The sequence below is a fragment of the Paractinoplanes aksuensis genome, from assembly GCF_024137025.1.
Lineage (GTDB): Bacteria > Actinomycetota > Actinomycetes > Mycobacteriales > Micromonosporaceae > Actinoplanes > Actinoplanes aksuensis.
Window position 1 is genome coordinate 16,981 of record NZ_JAMYJR010000005.1, and the last position, 17,215, is coordinate 34,195.

Genomic DNA, 17,215 nt, shown 5'->3' on the forward strand with positions numbered 1-17,215 from the left:
GCCTTCCCCCGTAATGGAACGAAGGGTGACTGTATCGACGACATTCAACCCCGCGTGATCGTGCTCCCCGCGTTTCGGCCGCGTCGTGAATGATCGACGGATGCGGCTTCGGATGGAACTGTTCGTCGAGGACCTGGATGTCAGCGTCAGCTTCTACCGCGAGGTGCTCGGATTCCAGGTGAGCCGACGGGCCGAGCGTTACGTGAGCTTGCGCCGAGGCATCGTCGTGCTCGGCCTCGGTCCCACGGCGAAAATTACCCGAGCGGACGGACGGCCCGGGCTTCTCCAGGCAACGGCTCAGCGGCGACAAGGGCGTCGGCGTTGAGATCGTGCTGGAGCTGGACAGTTTGGATGAGCTGCGTGCACTTCATGAACACTGCCGCCGGCACGCGACGGTCAGCGACGAGTTGAGGCTGCGGCCGTGGGGCCTGCATGACTTCCGGCTCGACGACCCCGACGGCTACTACCTACGGATCACTCACGGCAACGCAGCAGCCGAAGAGCGCTGACATCCATCTGTATAAACCGGTCGCGGGCCGGTGCGAGCGATGGTGAAGTCCCGGTATGAATCGGGTTCTGATCACCGGGTTGGCCGGCGCCGGTAAGACGAGTCTGGCTCGACGTCTGTCGGTGGCGACCGGTGCTCCGTGGCATTCGCTCGATGATCTCTACTACGGTCCGGGTCTCGTAATGGCGACGACCTTTCCGGCCGCCATCGAAGAGATCACCGCCGGAGACCGTTGGATCTTCGACTCGGGTGGGCCGCCGCCGGTGGATCCCGTTCGCGTGCGTCTGCGGGAGCTCTTGTGGTCGCGCGCCGACACCGTGCTGTGGCTTGACTACTCCCAACCTGTCGTTCTCTGGCGCGCCGCCACCCGGTCGTTGCGCCGCATGGTCACCCGTGAGCGGCTCTGGCACGGCTACCGCGACACGCCGGCGCAGTGGCTCCGTGCGGACCATCCCGTTCGCCGCGCCTGGTCGGCGCACCGCCGTCGCCGCCAGGAGATTGCGGCCCGCATCGCTGAACCGGCGCGCCATGCCTTGACCGTCCACCGTTTACACCGGCCGGACGAGACCGAGGCCTTCATGCGACGACTACGCCTTGAGCCCCGGGGTTAGGGCGTATCTGGCGGATCACGCGGGGCTGCGGCGTGGCCCAGCCCGCGCCTGACGGCGTCCGCAGGGCGGTCCAATACCGGTCTTGTATTGGGCCGCTCTGCGGCCGACGCCAGCCACGACCTGGACCTCGCCTCGCTCCCACGTGATCCGCCAGATACGCCCTAGGGTTTTCGGCCGACGGCGCCGTACTGGTCGATGTCGGGACGGTCGTCGTCCGGGTGCCAGCGGGTCACCGGGACCAGGCCGGGGTCGACCAGTTCCAAGCCGTCGAAGAGGCTCGCCAAGCGGTCCGGGCCGCGCAGGTAGTAGGGGAGGGCTGCGGACTCGTTCCAGATGCGGCGGCCTCGGCCACCTCGGGGGTGGTGTCGGTGCTGTCGCAGATGGCCAGGTAGCTGCCGGAGGGAACCGCCGCCATGGCCGTACGTGTAAGGTTCTGGGCCACCGCGTCGTCCTTGATGTGGCCGAGAACGCCCATGAACAGCACAGCCACAGGCTGTTCGAAGTCGAGCGTACGCCCGGCCTCCCGCAGGACATGAGCCATGTTCTCGAGGCTGGCGTCGAGGTAGACCGTTTCGCCCCGCGGATGGCTGGTCAGCAGCGCGCGACCCTGCGACACGACCAGCGGGTCGTTGTCGACGTAGACGATGCGGCTCTCCGGCGCCACGGACTGCGCGACCTCGTGCGTGTTGTCAGCGGTGGGCAGGCCCGCGCCGAGGTCGAGGAACTGCCGGATACCGGCCTCACCGGCCAGCCACCGCACCACCCGGGTGAGGTAGGCGCGGCTGAGCCGGGCGTTCTCGGCCAGAGCGGGCTGGCCGACCAGGACCCGGTCGCCGACCACCCGATCGACAGCGAAGTTGTCCGTGCCGCCGAGCAGGTAGTTCCAGATCCGTGCAGTGTGCGGAACAGACGGTTCGTCACCGGTCACGCCGACAGCCTAACCGACAACAGGTCCGATCAGGACGGTCGTGAGGTCGCCTGCTGGTACACTGGCCGCGCGAAGTTCGGCTAGGGTCGCGCCGATGAGCGAGATGTACTCGTGGCGTTCTCGACCGCCGTACTCCGTCGTGGTGGCGTGTGTGCTCATCGGTGTCGGCTGCGTGCTGCTGTTCGTCCGGTTGGTCCTGGACGGGGGCAACGACAAGGTCAGCGGGGCCGAATGGGTGATCGGGTCGCTGATCATCTGTGCCGCGGTCGGTGCCTCGTTCATCATCAAGATCCTGCGGCAGTCCCGGCGGATCGCCTACCTCGCCATGATCCTGGCCGGGTCTCAGGTGCTCCTCGCGCCGGCCGAGTGGAGCTACGACCACTCCGTCTCGGCCGGGAGCGTGGTCGGAGCGGTGACCGGCGGCGCGATCACCGTCCTGTTGGCACTACCTCGGTCCCGCGCGTGGCTCAAGCCGGTGGATTGACCACGAGCAGCGGTCAGGCCACCGCCTGGGCCAGCGAGAGGGCGAAACGGGCCTCGGGGTCGGTCCACCACTGGCTCAGGGCGAAGCCGGCCTCGGTCAGCTCTTTCTCGACGCCCTCGCGGCGGAACTTGGCCGAGATCTCGGTGCGGATCTCCTCGCCCGAGGCGAATTCGACCACCAGGTCGAGCGCGGGGATCGTCACCCGCATGGGCCAGCGGGCCCGCAGGCGCATCTCGATCCATTCCTGGTCGGCGTTCCACAGGGCCACGTGGGCGAAGCCGTCGACGTCGAAGTCGGCCTGCAGGTGGTGGTTGAGCACGCGCAGCACGTTCCGGTTGAACTCGGCGGTGACTCCGGCCGCGTCGTCGTAGGCCGGGACCAGTACGCGGGGGCTCTTGACCAGGTCGGTGCCGAGCAGCAGGTGTTCGCCGGGGCGCAGGACGCCGCGCACGTCGGCCAGGAAGCGGGCCCGCTCGGCCGGCTCGAAGTTGCCGATCGTGCCGCCCAGGAAAGCGACCAGGCGGTGGTCGGCGCCGGGCAGGAAGCCCAGATGCCGGGTGATGTCGCCGACGATGCCGTGCACCGGCAGGGCCGGAAAGTCGAGGGCGATCCGGGTCGCGGCCGCTTCCAGCGCGCTGGGGGAGACGTCCATCGGCACGAACCGGGTCGGATGCAGGGCTTCGAGCAGCAGGCGGGTCTTGGTGGAGTAGCCCGACCCGAGCTCGATCAGCGTGCGGGCGCCCGTGTCCCGGGCGATCTCGGCGGCCCGCTCGGTGAGGATCGCCCGCTCGGCCCGGGTCGGGTAGTACTCGGGCAATTCTGTGATCTGTTCGAACAGTTCGCTGCCGTGGGCGTCGTAGAACCACTTCGGCGGCAGCCGTTTCGGGCTCGCGGTGAGGCCGGCGACCACGTCGGCGCGCAGCGTGCGCTCCTGGTCGTCGGCGTCGAGATGGACTTCGAGCGGGGTGGTCATGCTTCTCCTAGGGGGAGCGTCCGTACGGCGCCGGGCTCGGCGATCAGCAACGTGCGGTCGGGAACCGGCTGCCAGGCCGGGTCGGCGTCCAGCGGCTCGGAGCTGACCAGCACCGAGTCGCGGGTGCGCTGGATCGACAGGGCATGGCCGACGATGGTGGCCACTATGGTGCGGCCGTCGGTCAGCAGCAGGTTGAGCCGGGACGTGGGGGCCGCGGTCAGTACGTCGGCCACCGTGTCGGCGACGGCTTCGGCCGGGGTGGCGCCGTGGCGCAGGCGGTGGCGGACCAGGGCCCACAGCAAGGCCGCGTCGGTCGGGGCGTCGAGCGTCATCAGGTCGGTGGTCGGCAGCGCGGCGGCGAGCTTCTCGACCGAGGCCGGCCAGCCCGCCACGACCCCGTTGTGGCTGAACAACCACAGCCCGTCGGCGAAGGGCGCGGCCGCGTCTGCTGTCACGGGCATGCCCACGGTGGCGCTGCGGACGGCGGCCAGCACCACACCCGCCCGCACCGAGCGGGCCAGCGCGGGCAGATAGGGATCGCCCCACAGCGGGGTGGCCCGGCGGTAGCGTACCGGCCCGTCGGCCGTGAGCCAGCCGACCCCGAAACCGTCCGCGTTGATCGTGCCGCCGCCGCGCATGTCGCGGGGCGCCCACGACTGGTGCGACAGCGAGTGCGGCGGCTCGAACAGCAGGCGCGACAACGGGATCGGCGGCCCCAGGTAGGCCAGGTGACGGCACATCAGGCGTCCCGGGCGCAGCGGAAGCCGGTGAAGATCTGCCGCCGGATCGGGTAGTCCCAGTTGCGGAACGTGCCCCGCACGGCCGACGCGTCGGTGCCGAACGAGCCGCCGCGCAGCACCTTGTAGTCGGGGCCGAAGAAGACCTCGGAGTATTCGCGGTAGGGGAACGCGGCGAAGCCGGGATAGCCGTGGAAGTCGCTGGACGTCCACTCCCACACGTCGCCGATCAGCTGGTGCACCCCGAGCGGCGAGGCCCCGTCGGGGAACGCCCCCGCCGCGGACGGCCGCAGGAAACGCTGGCCCAGGTTGGCGTGCCGCGACTCGACGGCCGCATCGCCCCACGGGTACCGGCGGGAACGGCCGGTCGCCGGGTCCCAGCGGGCCGCCTTCTCCCACTCGGCCTCGGTCGGCAGCCGCTTGCCGGCCCATTTCGCGTACGCCGAGGCCTCGTGGAAGCCGACGTGGACGACTGGCTCGTCGGCCACGACGGGCGCGGTGCGCCCGAACGTGGTGGCCGCGAACGAGGAGCCGTCCCGCTGCCAGTGCGCCGGCCCGGTCAGCCCGGCTTCCTGTCGGTGATCCCAGCCCGCGGCTGTCCACCAGCGTGGGTCGTCGTAACCGCCGGCTTCGATGAAAGCGGCGTACGCCCCGTTCGTCACCGCGGCCCGATCGATGTGGAAGGGCGCCACGAAGACCTGGTGTGCGGGCCGCTCGTTGTCGAGGGCCCACGCCTCGGTGTCGGTCCCCATGGTGAACGGCCCGCCCGGAACGAGGACCTCACCGGTGACGACCGACGCCGGGGCCGGTGGTGGAGCCGCCGAGAGGACCGGCGGGCCGGAACGCAGCTGGTGGGTGGCCAGCATGGTCTCGTCGTGCTGCTGCTCGTGCTGCACGATCATGCCGAACGCGAAACCGTCGGCGACCAGCCGGCGGCCCTGGTCGAGGCGGGCCCGGTCGAGCACGTCGAGCGCCTTGTCGCGCACCTGGGCCACGTAACGCCGGGCTTCGGCCGGGTTGAGCAGCGGCAGGGCTCGCCGGTCGCGGCGGGCGTGCTTGAACGCGTCGTACAGCTCGTCGATGTCCTGCCGCACCGCCGCGCGCCCGCCGACGTCGCGGACGAGCCACAGCTCTTCCTGGTTGCCGACATGGGCGAGATCCCACACGAGCGGGGACATCAGCGGTGAGTGCTGGGCGACCAGATCGTCGTCGTCGACGGCCTCGGTGAGCCGGGTGCTGCGCTCGCGCGCGCGGAGCAGTTCGGCGGCGACGCGGTCACGCAGCCGCTCGGTTTCGATGGTCATCGCAACTTCCGTTCGATCGTCTCGGTGACCCCGCGGTCGAACGAGCCGCGGCGCTGGGCCAGCTCGAGGACGGCGTGGGCGGTGCGGCGCAGCGCGGGGTCGGCCAGCCCGTGGCGCCAGGCCGAGACCCAGCAGTCGGCCGTGGGGAGGGCCAGGTCGAGGGCGGCGCTGGTGGTGGCCGGGTCGGCCAGCAGGGTGTCGAGCACGGCGACCGGGGCGAACCAGTCGTCGCCGGCCTGGGCGTCGAGATAGCGCACCTCGAGATAGCCCCGCGGGCGCACCGGCGGGAACAGGGTGCTCAGGTGGTAATCGAGGTCGGCCACGGTCAGCGGCAGGGGCAGCGCGCCGCGGACCCAGTCGCCCAGGGTGGCGCCGGTCGGCGCGTCCCAGCAGTCGCCGTCGCGCCGGACGCAGGTGAGCGGTGCGGCGAGGGCGTACCGCACCCAGTCGCCGGCCGGGTCGGCCGAGACACCGACCGGGTGGGTGAGCCGGGGGTCCATGGCCCACCAGGCGGCCATGCGGGCGGACGCCAGACCGGTGTCGCGCCCCGCGTGGAAGCGTGAGTTGGCGAACGCGGCCAGCAGCGGTGGGCCCAGGGCCGAGACGGCGGCCCAGCGCAGGGCCAGATCGGCCGAGGCGCCGGCGTCGAGGCAGACCTGGAGGCCGGCCGTGCTGCACATCATGACCCGGCCGTCGCCGCCGCGTTCGTCGAATGACTGCTCCATGGCGTCGTAGCGCGGGGTGCGGACCAGGCGCCGGGGCGCGCGATGGGGGTCGATGCCGTGCTCGCCGAGGGACAGGCCCTCCGCTTCGAGCAGAACGGTCAGATGGGCCCGATCGGTGGCGATGGCCGTTTGCAGCGCGCTCGCGGAGGCGAAGGGTGCGGACGAGATCTCGACCTGGCCGCCGGGTTCGACAGTGACGGTGCCGCCGGCGGGGAGGGGGAGGGGCGGGTGGGGTGAGCCCAGGGTCTGCGGGGTGTACGCGCCGAGCGCCTGGCGCAGCGTCTCGACCGACAGCGGCGCCGAGGGCGCCGCGGTGTTGTGGACGGTCCATTCCAGTTCCGCGCCGATCAGCGCCGGGGGACCGGTCTTGAAGCAGATGGCCCGGATCCGCGCCTCCACCTCGCTCTGGGTGTGGAGGACGGCCGCCGTGTCGGCGTCACCTTCCGCCAGCATCCGCATGCTCTTGGTCATGGCCCGAACCTACGGCCGGGGTCCGACATTTTTCGGGTGACCCGACGGCCGGTCCACCGTGTACCGCCGACAAGCAGGGAGTTCCCCAGGGAGTGATCTGGGTCACTTGAAAATGGGAAGCGTTTCACTTGATCAAGGCGAGGAGTTAAGCGGCACCTAAGACGGGCGAACAAGCCTTCACCTGCGTAAACGTTGATTCCTTGGAGAATCCTGAACCCTTCATCGATCGGCTTCGTACCTTCTGGCGCGCGTCCCGGCGGAGTGTCGCGCACACCGGTGGAGTTAAGGAGTCTCGATGGCGGGGACCGGAATCGACACCTCGATCCTGCACAAGGGCGCCCACAGCGCGTCCTACTTCGACCTGGCCCGGGCGGCGGGCGAGGGCGTGGAGATCGTGGACTTCTGCATTCCCTGCAACCCGTACTTCCCCACGCCGGAGATGTTCGACGAGCTCAGCCGCGACCTCAGGAACATCCTGAAGTACTACCCGAGCGACTCGGCCAGCATCACCAAGAAGCTGAGCAGCGTGCTCGGCCTGCACCCGCAGACCGTGGCCATGGCCAACGGCTCGACCGAGCTGATCACCTGGATCGACCACCTGCTCATCAAGGAGAGCGTGGCCATCCCGATCCCGACCTTCGGCCGCTGGACCGACCAGCCGCTCGAGACCGGCAAGCGGGTCGACATGTTCCCGCTCCAGGAGCGCGACGGCTTCCGGCTCAACCTCGATGATTACGTACGGTTCATTCGCGATCGTGGCTCCCGGGTGGCCGTGGTGTGCAACGTGAACAACCCCGACGGCTGCTACCTGCCCCGGCGCGACGTCATCCGGTTCATGGACATGCTGGGCGACCTCGACCTGGTCGTCATCGACGAGTCGTTCATCGACTTCTCCGACGTGGAACAGTATCCGTCGGTGGGCCCGGACGCGGTGATCCGCTCCAATGCGGTCGTACTGAAAAGCCTGGGTAAGAACTTCGGCCTGCACGGCATCCGCTTCGGCTATCTGATGGCCAACCCCGCCATCGCCGGCAAGATCGGCAAGGCCCTGCCCAAGTGGAACCTCAACTCGCTGGCCGAGAAGGTCGTCTTCATGATCCAGGAACACGAGGAGGAGTACGAGGACAGCCTGCGCCTGCTCAGCCGCGACCGCCGGTCCATGGCCGGTGAGCTGGCGCGCATCCCGGGCCTGACCGTCTTCCCCTCGCAGGGCAACTTCATCCTGGTCAAGCTGCCCACCGAATGGTCGGGCACGGCGCTGCGCGACTACCTGGTGGCCAACCACGGCGTCTACACCCGCGAGTGCGGCAACAAGCTGGGCATGACCAGCCAGTTCATGCGGCTCGTGGTGCGACCGGGGCGGGACGTCGACCGCCTCATCGACGGCATGATGGACTACGGTCGGCAGTTCCGGGTCCGGTCGTACGAAGAGCCGGCCGAGCCTCGCCGCGGCTGGGACGCCCCGCGCGAGGACGCCCCCGACAACCTGATCCAGTACCCGTCGCGCCGCTCCGGCGAGTACACGGCCCGTCGTGCCGCCAATGCGTAGGTGGTGCGTGGTGCGCCGGCCGCACCGATGGGCACGGTCACGCCGGCCGATCAGCCCTCGACGCCGCCGTAAATGACCTCTGCGCGTCGACCGCTGTACATGTCCGCGTTCGGTTCGTGGCCGATCGTGAGCGCATGCCGCACTACTTCGACGCGGTCGCCGCGAGCCCCTCGATCCTCGCGGTCGTCTTCGTCGTAGCCGGGCTCGACGCCCTGCTGCCGTTCATGCCGAGCGAGTCGACCGTGCTCGCCTGCGGGGTCGCCGCCGCGAGCACCGGCCGGCCCCACGTGGCGCTGCTCATCCTGGTCGCCGCGGCCGGCGCGTGGCTGGGCGACGTGGTGTCGTAGCACCCTGTTCGAGGACCACCCGCTGCTCGGCTTCCTGGCTGCAGGCGCGGCCGCCCTGGTCGTCATGGCGATCGCGGTAACGATCCAGCGCGCGATCGACACTTCTCTTCGACGTGCCCGCGGCGCCGGTGAGGACCAGGCCGTCGAAGCGGGGAGCAGCACTCTGACCCGATAGGCTCGTGCGGGTGCGTACGAAAGAGCAGTTGACCGAGGACATCCGTGACGACAAGCGCGCGGTGCTGGTGGTCAACACTCATTCGCGGCGGGGCCGGCTGCTGTACGAGGCGGCCCGCGAGCGGCTCGTCGGGGCCGGGTTCACGCTGCTCGGCGCGTGTGCCGTCGACCGCCCGCGTGAGCTCCCGCGGATCCTGGCCGAGGGCCTGGCCAAGCGGCCCGACCTGCTCATCGCGGGCGGCGGCGACGGCACGATCAGCACCGCGGCCCGGCTGCTGGCCCATCAGGACGTCGCGCTCGGGCTGCTTCCCCTGGGCACCACCAACAACTTCGCCCGTACCGCGCACACCCCGCTCGATCTCGCCGAGGCGGTCGAGGTGCTGGTCAAGGGCAAGGTCATCGATCTCGACCTGGGGCTGGCGGGCGACGAGCCGTTCACCAACCACGTCGGGATCGGGCTGTCGGCCGAGGTGATGCTCAAGGCGCCGCGTCCGCTCAAGCGGCTGCTCGGGCGCTACGCCTACCCGCTGACCGCGTTGGGGCTGCTCACCCGGCACGAGCCACTGCGCATCACCGTACGGACGGCCGGGCGCAGCCACGACTTCCGGAGCCACCAGGTGTACGTGGCCAACGGCGGGCACCACGCCGGCCGGCCCATCGCCGGGGACGCGGACGCCGACGACCGGCTCCTGGTGGCGTACACGGTGGGTGGTCCTTCGCGGCGTGAGCTGCTGGTCGAGACCGCTCGCAACGCCGCCAAGGGCCCCACGCGTACGCTGCGGGAAGAGCCTTTCCTGGCCGTCGACGAGCTGTGGCTCGAGACCGACCGCCCGGCCCGGGTCGAGGTCGACGGCGAGCCCGGCGGCAGCACGCCGATGCGCATCGGGCTGGCCGCGAACGCGCTGCGGGTGATGGCCCCGATCGACGCGCCGGACCGCTGATCCGGCGCGAAAATTAATTCCGGCACGACTGCACAGACTGGGCACGGGGGGCGTCGTAGTGGTTGTGACCTTCGAGCAATTCGCGATGGCCCGGCTTCCGAGTCTCCTGCGCTACGCGGTCGTCCTCACCGGCGACCGCGATCTGGCCCAGGACGTCGTTCAGGAGGTGCTGGCCCGGGCGCAAGTCCGATGGCGGCGGATCAACGAGGCGGACTCGCCCGAGGCGTACGTGCGGCGCATGGTGCTCAACGAGTACCTGTCGTGGCGGCGCAGCTGGGCCGTCCGCCACGTGCATTCGGTCGGTGAACGGCTCATCGAGCTGGACGACGCGCGGGGTGGGGTTCGTGACCACGCCGAGGGTGTCGTGATGGCCGACGTGCTGTGGCGGCGGCTGGCCACCCTGGGGCGCAAGCAACGGGCGGTGCTGGTGCTGCGCTACTACGAGCAGCTGGACGACGACCAGATCGCCGATCTGCTGGGCTGTTCCCAGGCGACGGTGCGCAGCCACGCGTCGAGGGCATTGAAAACGCTCCGGCTCTCACCGGAGCTCATGGAACGCATTCCCGCCGAGGAGAAGTCGTGACCGACCGCGATCAGCTGCGCGAGGCCTTTGAGACCCAGGAACACAACACCCCCGACCCCTCCGCGGTGTACGCCCGCGTGCAGGAACTCTCCCAGAAGTACAAGCGGCGCCGGCGGGGCGCGCAGATCGCCGCCGGTGGCGTCCTCGGCGCCGGTCTGATCGCCGGGGCCATCAACCTGCCCTCGTTCCTGCCCGCGAGCAACGCGGTCAGCAACACCTCCGCCGGTGTCCCGGCCGCGGCCCCGGCCGTGAGCGCGAGCGCCGACCCCGAGGACACCCGGCAGGAGCAGCTCGAGGCCTACTCCGAGGCCGGTTTCGGCTACGACGACGCCGGTCGCCTGGCCAAGATCTGGAAGCTGAGCGACGACAACCGGCTCGAGGTCAAGGCCGAGGCGGGCCGCCGCCTGCTGCTCGGCGAGACGCTGCCGATCAAGCCGACGCCGGACGCCCCGGTCGAGGAAGAGACGATCAACCCGCAGGACGAGGCGCGGTTCGCCGCGTTCTTCAACGCCGGTTACACCTACACCGAGGCCGAGAAGCTGGCCAAGATCTGGAAGATCGCCGACCCCTCCGACGCCAAGCTCGAGGCCGGGAAGCGCCTGCTCGCCGGGCAGGAACTGCCGGTCAAGCCGACTCCCGAGGGCGTGGCGGCCGGGCTCGAGGCCAAGCGGGTCAGCAAGTTCTTCGACTCCGGCTACGACGTCGACGACGCGGTCAAGCTGGCCAAGACCTGGAACCTGAAGGACGCCTATTCGGCCAAGGTCGAGGGTGGCAAGCGCCTGCTGGCCGGCGAGACCCTTCCGATCCAGCCGTGACCGCCCGGTTGCGCCGGCGTATCGGCTTCGAGATCGAGCTGATGGCGCCGGGGGGCGCCAGCCGGCGCAGCCTGGCCGACGACCTGGCCGCCCGTTGTGGCGGCCGGGTCCGCCCGGTCTGGCACCGCGACAGTGAGCCGTCGCTGGTGCCCGGGCTGGGCAAGTTCCTCAACCTGACGCTGGGCTTCGCGGTCGACCGGCCGGACGGAAGCCCGCTGTGCACCCTGGTCGACGACATCACCCTGATCGACGGCCTGGACCCGCGGACCCCGGCCGCACCCGGCTGGTTCCGCGTGCTCAGCGACGAACCCCGGCTGCTGAGCCTGCTGGCCGAGCAGTGCGACCCGGCGGCTTCGCTCGACGTCGTGCTCGATACGGCGGCCTCGCTGTGGGGCACCAAGGCCGAGCGGATCGGCGACGTGTACCGGCTCGACGATCCCGACGGGGGAACGATCGCGCTGGCCGCGCCGGCCGGTTCCGAGCGCGAGCGGCCGTGCGAGATCGTGACGCCGCCGCTGGCCGCGGGGCATGCCGAGGCGCTCGAGGCGCTGCTCGGCCCGGCCCGTGAGCTCGGCTTCACCGTTCCGGTCGAGGCCGCCGTACACCTGCACTTCGACGGTGCCTCGTTCCGGGGCCCGCTGGCCCTGGCCAACGTGGTGCGCCTGTTCGCCGGTTGGCGTGAGCCGTTGCGGGCGTTGCTGCAGACCAATCCGGCCTGCCGTCGCCTCGCCCCGCTGCCCGGGCCGCTGGTGGCCGCCACCACCGGCCGGCCCGGGTGGGACGAGCTGCGTGCCGCGGCCAAGGAGGGCGGGCTCACCAAGTTCTTCGACATCAACCTGACCCAGCTGTTCGCCGAGCACCCGATCCGCGACACGATCGAGGTCCGCATCCTGCCCGGCGCGATCACCACGAGCGAGATCGTCGACCGGGCCGCCCTGGTCGAGCTGCTGCTGGAACGCTGCCTGTTCTCGTCGTCGCTGCCCGCGCCCGACCCCGACCCGGCCGAGGCCGTGGAGCAGTTGATGCACTTCGCGGCCGAGGCGCTCGCCCGCCGCTAGACCCCGACAGTCGTCTCGGCGGCCAGCCGGATGGCGGCGGCCGGGGCCGGTCCCGGACGGCCGAACAGCCAGCCCTGGCCGCGGTCGCAGCCCAGGGTGCGCAGCAGCTCGGCGTGATGCGCGGTCTCGACCCCTTCGGCGACGGTGGTCAGGCCCAGGCTGCGGGCCAGGTCGACCACGGCCCGCACGAGCGCGGCCTGCTGGGCGTCGGTCGGATCGTCCGGCATGAAGGACTTGTCGATCTTCAAGATGTCGATCGGGAGGTCGCGCAGGTAGGCCAGCGACGAGTACCCGGTGCCGAAGTCGTCGATCGCCACCCGGACGCCGTCGGCCCGCAGCTCGGACAGGTGGGCCAGGGTCAGCTCGGTCTGCGCGCCCGAACGCACCAGCACCCCCTCGGTGATCTCGATGGTCAGCGCGTTCGGGGGCAAGCCGCTGTCGGCCAGGGCCTGGCGGACCACAGCGGCGAAGGACGGCTCGGCCAGCTGGCGGGGTGAGACGTTGACGGCGATCGTCGTGCCGTAGCGGCGGTGCCAGGGCGCGGCCTCGGCACAGGCCCGGCGCAGCACCCACTCGCCCAGGCCGACGATCAGCCCGCTGTCCTCGGCGGCCGGGATGAACTGGTCGGGCCCGACCGGCGCCTGCTCGGGCGGGGTCCACCGCACCAGCGCCTCGAAGCCGATCGAGACGCCCGAGCGCAGCGCGACGATCGGCTGGTAGTGCACGGTGAACTCGTCGGCGTCGAGCGCGGCCCGCAGCCGCTCGACCATGCGGATGCGCTCGGCCTGTTCGCGCCGCAGCCGGGGATCGAACAGCTCGTAGCGGTCCTTACCGGCGGCCTTGGCCGCGTACAGGGCCAGGTCGGCGTCGCTCAGCAGCTCGTCGGCCCCGGCCCGGGCCTCCAACCGGCGTACGCCGATGCTGCCCGTGACGTGCAAGGTGTGCCCGGTGACCTCGACCGGGCGGCGCAACGTGGCCAGCACCGCGTCGGCCCGGGCCTTGACCTCGGCGGCCCCCGCGGCCGGCAGCAGCATCGCGAACTCGTCCCCGCCCGGACGGGCCAGCGTCTCACCCGGGCCGAGCAGCCGCCGCAGCCGGTCGGCCACGGTCACCAGCAGCTGGTCGCCGATCGTGTGCCCGAGGCGGTCGTTGACGTCCTTGAAGCCGTCCAGGTCGAGCAGCATCAGCGCGCCCCGGCTCTCGCCGGCCGCCGAGACCAGGGCCAGCTGCTCCTCGAGCAGACTGCGGTGGGGGAGCCCGGTCAGCGAGTCGTGCAGGGCCTGGTGGCGCATCGAGTCCTGCAGGGCGGCCTGTTCGGCCAGGGATCGGCCCAGCGTGGCCGCCTGGTTCTCGGCCAGCCGGGTGGCCAGGGCCATGCGGACCACCAGCAGCACCGACACGGCGGCGGTCAGGACGATCGGGACGATGAGGTCGAACTGGTGGAGTTCGGTGTCCCGGCGTACGGCGTACACCGTGGCCAAGGGGCCGAGCAGCACCAGCACCACATGCAGCGTGAGCATGCGCCAGGTGCTCACCGTCGCCTCCGGCCGGGGCTCGGCCGGGGCAGTGCCCGGATGCAGGGCGGCCGCCCCGATCAGGACGTACGCGCCGATGAACGCGCCCACGCTGAGCGTCATCGACCCCTCGACCGTCTCGGCCCGCGCCACCTGCAGGAAGTACCGCACGTCGGAGGTGGCCATCATCGCGATGGCACCCAGCACGATCAGGTGCGGCCGCGACAGTGTGGCCTGCACGACGATCAGGCGGATGGCCATCCCGGTCACCAGAGCATCGAGGAACGGGTAGGCGACGACGGCCGGGTTCGACAACGGGACGGGGTTGTCCATGACGTACGGGTCGTAAAGCAGCACCCAGGCCAGCACGGTGCCGGTGCACAGCACGACGCCGGTCTCGGTGATCCCGGCCCACCGCGAGGTTCCTGAGCGTTGGGCCAGCAGGGCGAGGCCGGCCGCCAGCGGGGGATAGGAGCACAGGAAGACGGCGTCGTTCAAGGTCAGGCTCGGAGTCACCAGGGCATCCGGTGCGACCGCCCACACGGCGCACGCCGTCGTCCCGGTCCCGGCCGCGACGGCGAACAGGGTCCACGCGCTGGTCCGGGCCGGGCGGTGGATCCGTACGCCGGTCACCACGGCGGCCACCGCGCCCAGGCCGACCAGGGCGTAGACGAGCAGTTCACCGGTCATGCCGAAGACGAACCCGGCCACGCCGATCACCAGCGCCGCGGCGACCAGCCACCAGCACCACCAGCGGCGGTCGCCGTTCACATCTCCACCTTTCGGGCAAGGACCCGTCATAGGCCCCATCGGCAGAATGCGGTGTTTGCCAAGCGGTCCGGTAAGTTCTGGTCGCGTGGCACGAGCTCTCGACGACGCGCAACCCCCGGCCGATTCCGTCTCGCTGGATTACTTCGAAGGCCTTTACATGGCCAAGGACGATCCCTGGGACTTGGCCACCAAGTGGCACGACCGCCGCAAGTACGCGGTGACGGTGGCCAGCCTGCCGCGGGAGCACTATCGCCGCTGTTACGAGCCGGGTGCCTCGGTCGGCCTGCTCACGGCCCTGCTGGCGCCGCGGTGCGACGAGATCCTGGCCGTCGATTCGGTCGATTCCGCCGTCGAGCAGGCTCGTTCGCTTCTGGGCGAGTTCCCGAACGTACGGGTGGAGCGGGCCAACCTGCCGGCCGAGCTCCCGGACGGGACGTTCGACCTGATCGTCGTCGGGGACCTGCTGTACTACTTCAACGCGGCCGACCTCGACGCCACCCTGCACGGGCTGGTCGAGCGGCTGGAGCCGGGCGGCGACCTGGTCGGCGTGCACTTCCGCGACCGGGTCAACGGCGGCAACTACGACGGGTTCCAGGCGCACGAGGCGCTGGCCGCCCGGCCGGGCCTCGAGCGGGTCGTCCACCACGAGGACGAGTGGTTCCTGCTCGATGTGTTCCGGCGCACAGCCCCCGTGTCGATGTAAGGACCGCGGAGTAGCTTCGGTCCCATGGTGACCGCGCTCTCGATCCTCGACCTCGCCCCCATCAGCAGCGGGCAGACCGCGCTCGAGAGCTTCGAGGCCAGCGTCGCGCTGGCCCGGGCGGCCGAACGTACGGGCTACGAGCGCGTCTGGTATGCCGAGCACCACAACATGCCCAGCATCGCGTCCTCGGCGACCAGCGTGGTGATCGGCTACGTGGCCGCCCACACCGAGCGCATCCGGCTCGGGTCGGGCGGCATCATGCTGCCCAACCACTCGCCGCTGGTGATCGCCGAACAGTTCGGCACGCTGGCCACGATGTACCCCGGCCGGATCGACCTGGGTCTGGGCCGCGCCCCGGGCACCGACCAGAACACGATGCTGGCGCTGCGCCGCGACAACAGCTCGGCCGACTCGTTCCCGCAGGATGTGCTCGAGCTCAACGGCTACCTCACCGGTCACTCCCGGGTGCCCGGCGTCCAGTCCGTGCCCCGGCCGACGTCGGCGGTGCCGCTCTACATCCTCGGGTCGTCACTGTTCGGGGCTCAGCTCGCGGCTCAGCTCGGGTTGCCGTACGCGTTCGCCTCGCATTTCGCCCCGGACGCGCTGCACCAGGCGGTCACGGTCTATCGTGAGACGTTCCGCCCGTCCGAGCAACTGGCCACGCCGTACGTGATCGCCGGGGTCAACGTGTTCGCGGCCGACGACACGGCGACCGCGGAAAAGCAGCGCACCCAGGCCTACCGCGCCCGCACCCGGGCCATGATCAGCCGGGGCGCCCGCGGGTCGAACTTCACCGACGCCGAGATCGACGCGTTCCTGGCCTCCCCGGCCGGGGCCGGGCTGTCCAACATGACCCGGTACACGGCGGTCGGCACGGCCGGCGAGGTCCGGGAGTACCTCGAGAAGTTCGCCGAGGAGGCCGGGGCCGACGAGCTCATCACGGCCCACCATGCGTCTTCCGTGGCCGATCGGGTGCACTCGGTGGAACTTACCGGCGAAATCATGCGGGTGTCGAAATAGCTTTTGGGACGCGGTGGCCATCGTCACCCTGTCGGATTTGTTTCATTCTCCGAAACACTGAGTCACCAGTATTCGAGAAATGTGATTCCGATCGCCGTATAAATCGGTCGTCAGGGGACGATCGTGACGGTGTTGCAGGCCACTGAGCTGCCCGTCCGTACCCTGAGTGGCGGTGCGGGCAGCGCGCCCGGCTTTTCTCCGCCTAAGATCCTTTGAATTCGGAGAATGCATCGTGTGGGACAGGGTCGAGGGGTGAAGCGAAGTTATGGTCGACCGACCGATCCGGGAGTGGAACGGCCTGACCATTCCCGACGCGGGTGTGTACAAATTGGACGATGCCCATAAGCGGCTCGGATTCCTGGCCCAGCACATGATGGTGAGCCCGGTCCGGGGCGAGTTCGCCCGCGGCAACGCCACCATCTTCGTGGCCGAGGACCCGATGCGCTCGACGGTGACGGCCACCATCGACACCACCAGCCTCACCACGCACAACGCCGACCGCGACACCCACCTGTCGAGCGCCGACTTCCTCGACGTCGAGCGGTACCCGGTGATCACGTTCCGCAGCACCGGTGTGCAGTGGCAGCAGAACAACGACGAGATCTTCCTGTGGGCGCGGCTGCGCAACAACCCGCTGTCCCGCCGGCCCAACGCGGCGTCGCTGCCCGCGGCCCGGCCCAGCGGCAAGTTCGTGGTGAACGGCCTGCTGACGATCCGCGACGTGACCCGCCCGATCGATCTGAACGTCGAGTACGGCGGGGCGCGGCGCGACCCGTACGACCGGGACATCTTCGGCTTCAGCGCAACGGCCGACTTCGAACGCGAGGACTTCGGGCTGGTCTGGAACGTTCTGCTCGAGAGCGGCGGCTTCCTGGTCGGCAAGAGCGTCCGCATCGAGATCGCCGGCGAGGCCATCCTCGAGACGGCGGGCTGACCTCCAGCGGGTTCGGGGCCCGCCCGCCGTGCGCGATTCGCTGCACGTTCGCCCGGCCCGCCTTG

18 protein-coding genes and 1 pseudogene are annotated in these 17,215 nt (G+C 70.4%); 13 read left to right on the forward strand and 6 right to left on the reverse strand.

The annotated features are described in order from the left end of the window. Positions 1-112: 112 nt before the first annotated feature. The 3 genes from M1L60_RS07445 to M1L60_RS07455 are packed head-to-tail and all read left to right on the forward strand — an operon-like array spanning position 113 to position 1,119. Positions 113-325 (forward strand): VOC family protein, encoded by a 213-nt coding sequence (locus tag M1L60_RS07445; protein ID WP_253236566.1) that lies wholly within the window; start codon positions 113-115, stop codon positions 323-325. Positions 326-329: 4 nt separating this feature from the next. Continuing rightward, on the forward strand, positions 330-509 hold the full coding sequence (locus tag M1L60_RS07450) for a VOC family protein (RefSeq protein ID WP_253236567.1): 180 nt from the start codon (positions 330-332) through the stop codon (positions 507-509). A 55-nt stretch (positions 510-564) separates the two neighbouring features. Further along, positions 565-1,119: a P-loop NTPase family protein gene (locus tag M1L60_RS07455; RefSeq protein ID WP_253236568.1), complete on the forward strand. Its 555-nt coding sequence runs from the start codon at positions 565-567 to the stop codon at positions 1,117-1,119. A gap of 161 nt (positions 1,120-1,280) precedes the next feature. On the opposite strand, the pseudogene M1L60_RS07460 reads toward M1L60_RS07455, so the two are convergent. Next, positions 1,281-2,047: pseudogene (locus M1L60_RS07460) on the reverse strand (SAM-dependent methyltransferase). Between the two features lie 94 nt (positions 2,048-2,141). On the opposite strand from M1L60_RS07460, the gene M1L60_RS07465 reads away from it, so the two are divergent. Continuing rightward, a complete protein-coding gene (locus M1L60_RS07465) occupies positions 2,142-2,531 on the forward strand; it encodes a hypothetical protein (protein ID WP_253236569.1) in 390 nt (129 codons plus the stop codon). Between the two features lie 13 nt (positions 2,532-2,544). On the opposite strand, the gene egtD is transcribed toward M1L60_RS07465, so the two are convergent. From egtD to egtA, 4 genes are read right to left on the reverse strand one after another with little or no spacing between them, the layout of a single operon-like run. Then, a complete protein-coding gene (gene egtD, locus M1L60_RS07470) occupies positions 2,545-3,504 on the reverse strand; it encodes an L-histidine N(alpha)-methyltransferase (protein WP_253236570.1) in 960 nt (319 codons plus the stop codon). Next, entirely contained in the window at positions 3,501-4,244 is a 744-nt protein-coding gene (egtC, locus tag M1L60_RS07475) for an ergothioneine biosynthesis protein EgtC (RefSeq protein WP_253236571.1), read from the reverse strand. Before egtC ends, egtD begins: the two co-directional genes overlap by 4 nt. Then, entirely contained in the window at positions 4,244-5,545 is a 1,302-nt protein-coding gene (gene egtB, locus M1L60_RS07480) for an ergothioneine biosynthesis protein EgtB (RefSeq protein ID WP_253236572.1), read from the reverse strand. The genes egtC and egtB overlap by 1 nt, the downstream gene beginning before the upstream one ends. Next, the gene (gene egtA, locus M1L60_RS07485; protein ID WP_253236573.1) at positions 5,542-6,741 is read right to left on the reverse strand and encodes an ergothioneine biosynthesis glutamate--cysteine ligase EgtA; all 1,200 of its coding nucleotides are present in this window, start codon (positions 6,739-6,741) and stop codon (positions 5,542-5,544) included. The genes egtB and egtA overlap by 4 nt, the downstream gene beginning before the upstream one ends. A 295-nt stretch (positions 6,742-7,036) precedes the next feature. On the opposite strand from egtA, the gene M1L60_RS07490 reads away from it, so the two are divergent. The 6 genes from M1L60_RS07490 to M1L60_RS07515 all read left to right on the forward strand — a co-directional run bounded on the left by M1L60_RS07490 (position 7,037) and on the right by M1L60_RS07515 (position 12,208). Continuing rightward, positions 7,037-8,290, forward strand: a complete 1,254-nt coding sequence (locus M1L60_RS07490; RefSeq protein ID WP_253236574.1) for a pyridoxal phosphate-dependent aminotransferase — start codon at positions 7,037-7,039, stop codon at positions 8,288-8,290. A gap of 134 nt (positions 8,291-8,424) precedes the next feature. After that, positions 8,425-8,637, forward strand: a complete 213-nt coding sequence (locus tag M1L60_RS07495) for an SNARE-associated domain-containing protein (protein WP_253236575.1) — start codon at positions 8,425-8,427, stop codon at positions 8,635-8,637. A gap of 185 nt (positions 8,638-8,822) precedes the next feature. After that, positions 8,823-9,752, forward strand: a complete 930-nt coding sequence (locus M1L60_RS07500; RefSeq protein ID WP_253236576.1) for a diacylglycerol/lipid kinase family protein — start codon at positions 8,823-8,825, stop codon at positions 9,750-9,752. A 64-nt stretch (positions 9,753-9,816) separates the two neighbouring features. Then, positions 9,817-10,335, forward strand: coding sequence for a SigE family RNA polymerase sigma factor (locus M1L60_RS07505; protein WP_253236577.1), 519 nt, complete (start codon positions 9,817-9,819; stop codon positions 10,333-10,335). Then, positions 10,332-11,150, forward strand: a complete 819-nt coding sequence (locus M1L60_RS07510; protein ID WP_253236578.1) for a hypothetical protein — start codon at positions 10,332-10,334, stop codon at positions 11,148-11,150. Before M1L60_RS07505 ends, M1L60_RS07510 begins: the two co-directional genes overlap by 4 nt. Beyond that, positions 11,147-12,208 carry an amidoligase family protein gene (locus M1L60_RS07515; protein WP_253236579.1) on the forward strand — a complete coding sequence of 354 codons (1,062 nt, stop codon included), beginning with the start codon at positions 11,147-11,149 and terminating at the stop codon, positions 12,206-12,208. Before M1L60_RS07510 ends, M1L60_RS07515 begins: the two co-directional genes overlap by 4 nt. Here M1L60_RS07515 and M1L60_RS47730 read toward each other — a convergent pair. Further along, positions 12,205-14,493, reverse strand: a complete 2,289-nt coding sequence (locus M1L60_RS47730; RefSeq protein WP_308208434.1) for a putative bifunctional diguanylate cyclase/phosphodiesterase — start codon at positions 14,491-14,493, stop codon at positions 12,205-12,207. The genes M1L60_RS07515 and M1L60_RS47730 overlap by 4 nt on opposite strands. 85 nt (positions 14,494-14,578) lie before the next feature. Between M1L60_RS47730 and M1L60_RS07525 the strand changes: the two genes are divergently transcribed. The 3 genes from M1L60_RS07525 (at position 14,579) to M1L60_RS07535 (ending at position 17,150) form a co-directional block, all read left to right on the forward strand. Then, the gene (locus tag M1L60_RS07525) at positions 14,579-15,196 is read left to right on the forward strand and encodes a class I SAM-dependent methyltransferase (RefSeq protein ID WP_253236580.1); all 618 of its coding nucleotides are present in this window, start codon (positions 14,579-14,581) and stop codon (positions 15,194-15,196) included. Positions 15,197-15,220: 24 nt separating this feature from the next. Beyond that, entirely contained in the window at positions 15,221-16,216 is a 996-nt protein-coding gene (locus tag M1L60_RS07530) for an LLM class flavin-dependent oxidoreductase (RefSeq protein ID WP_253236581.1), read from the forward strand. A 265-nt stretch (positions 16,217-16,481) separates the two neighbouring features. Beyond that, positions 16,482-17,150 carry a YceI family protein gene (locus M1L60_RS07535; RefSeq protein ID WP_253236582.1) on the forward strand — a complete coding sequence of 223 codons (669 nt, stop codon included), beginning with the start codon at positions 16,482-16,484 and terminating at the stop codon, positions 17,148-17,150. Positions 17,151-17,215: the final 65 nt, after the last annotated feature.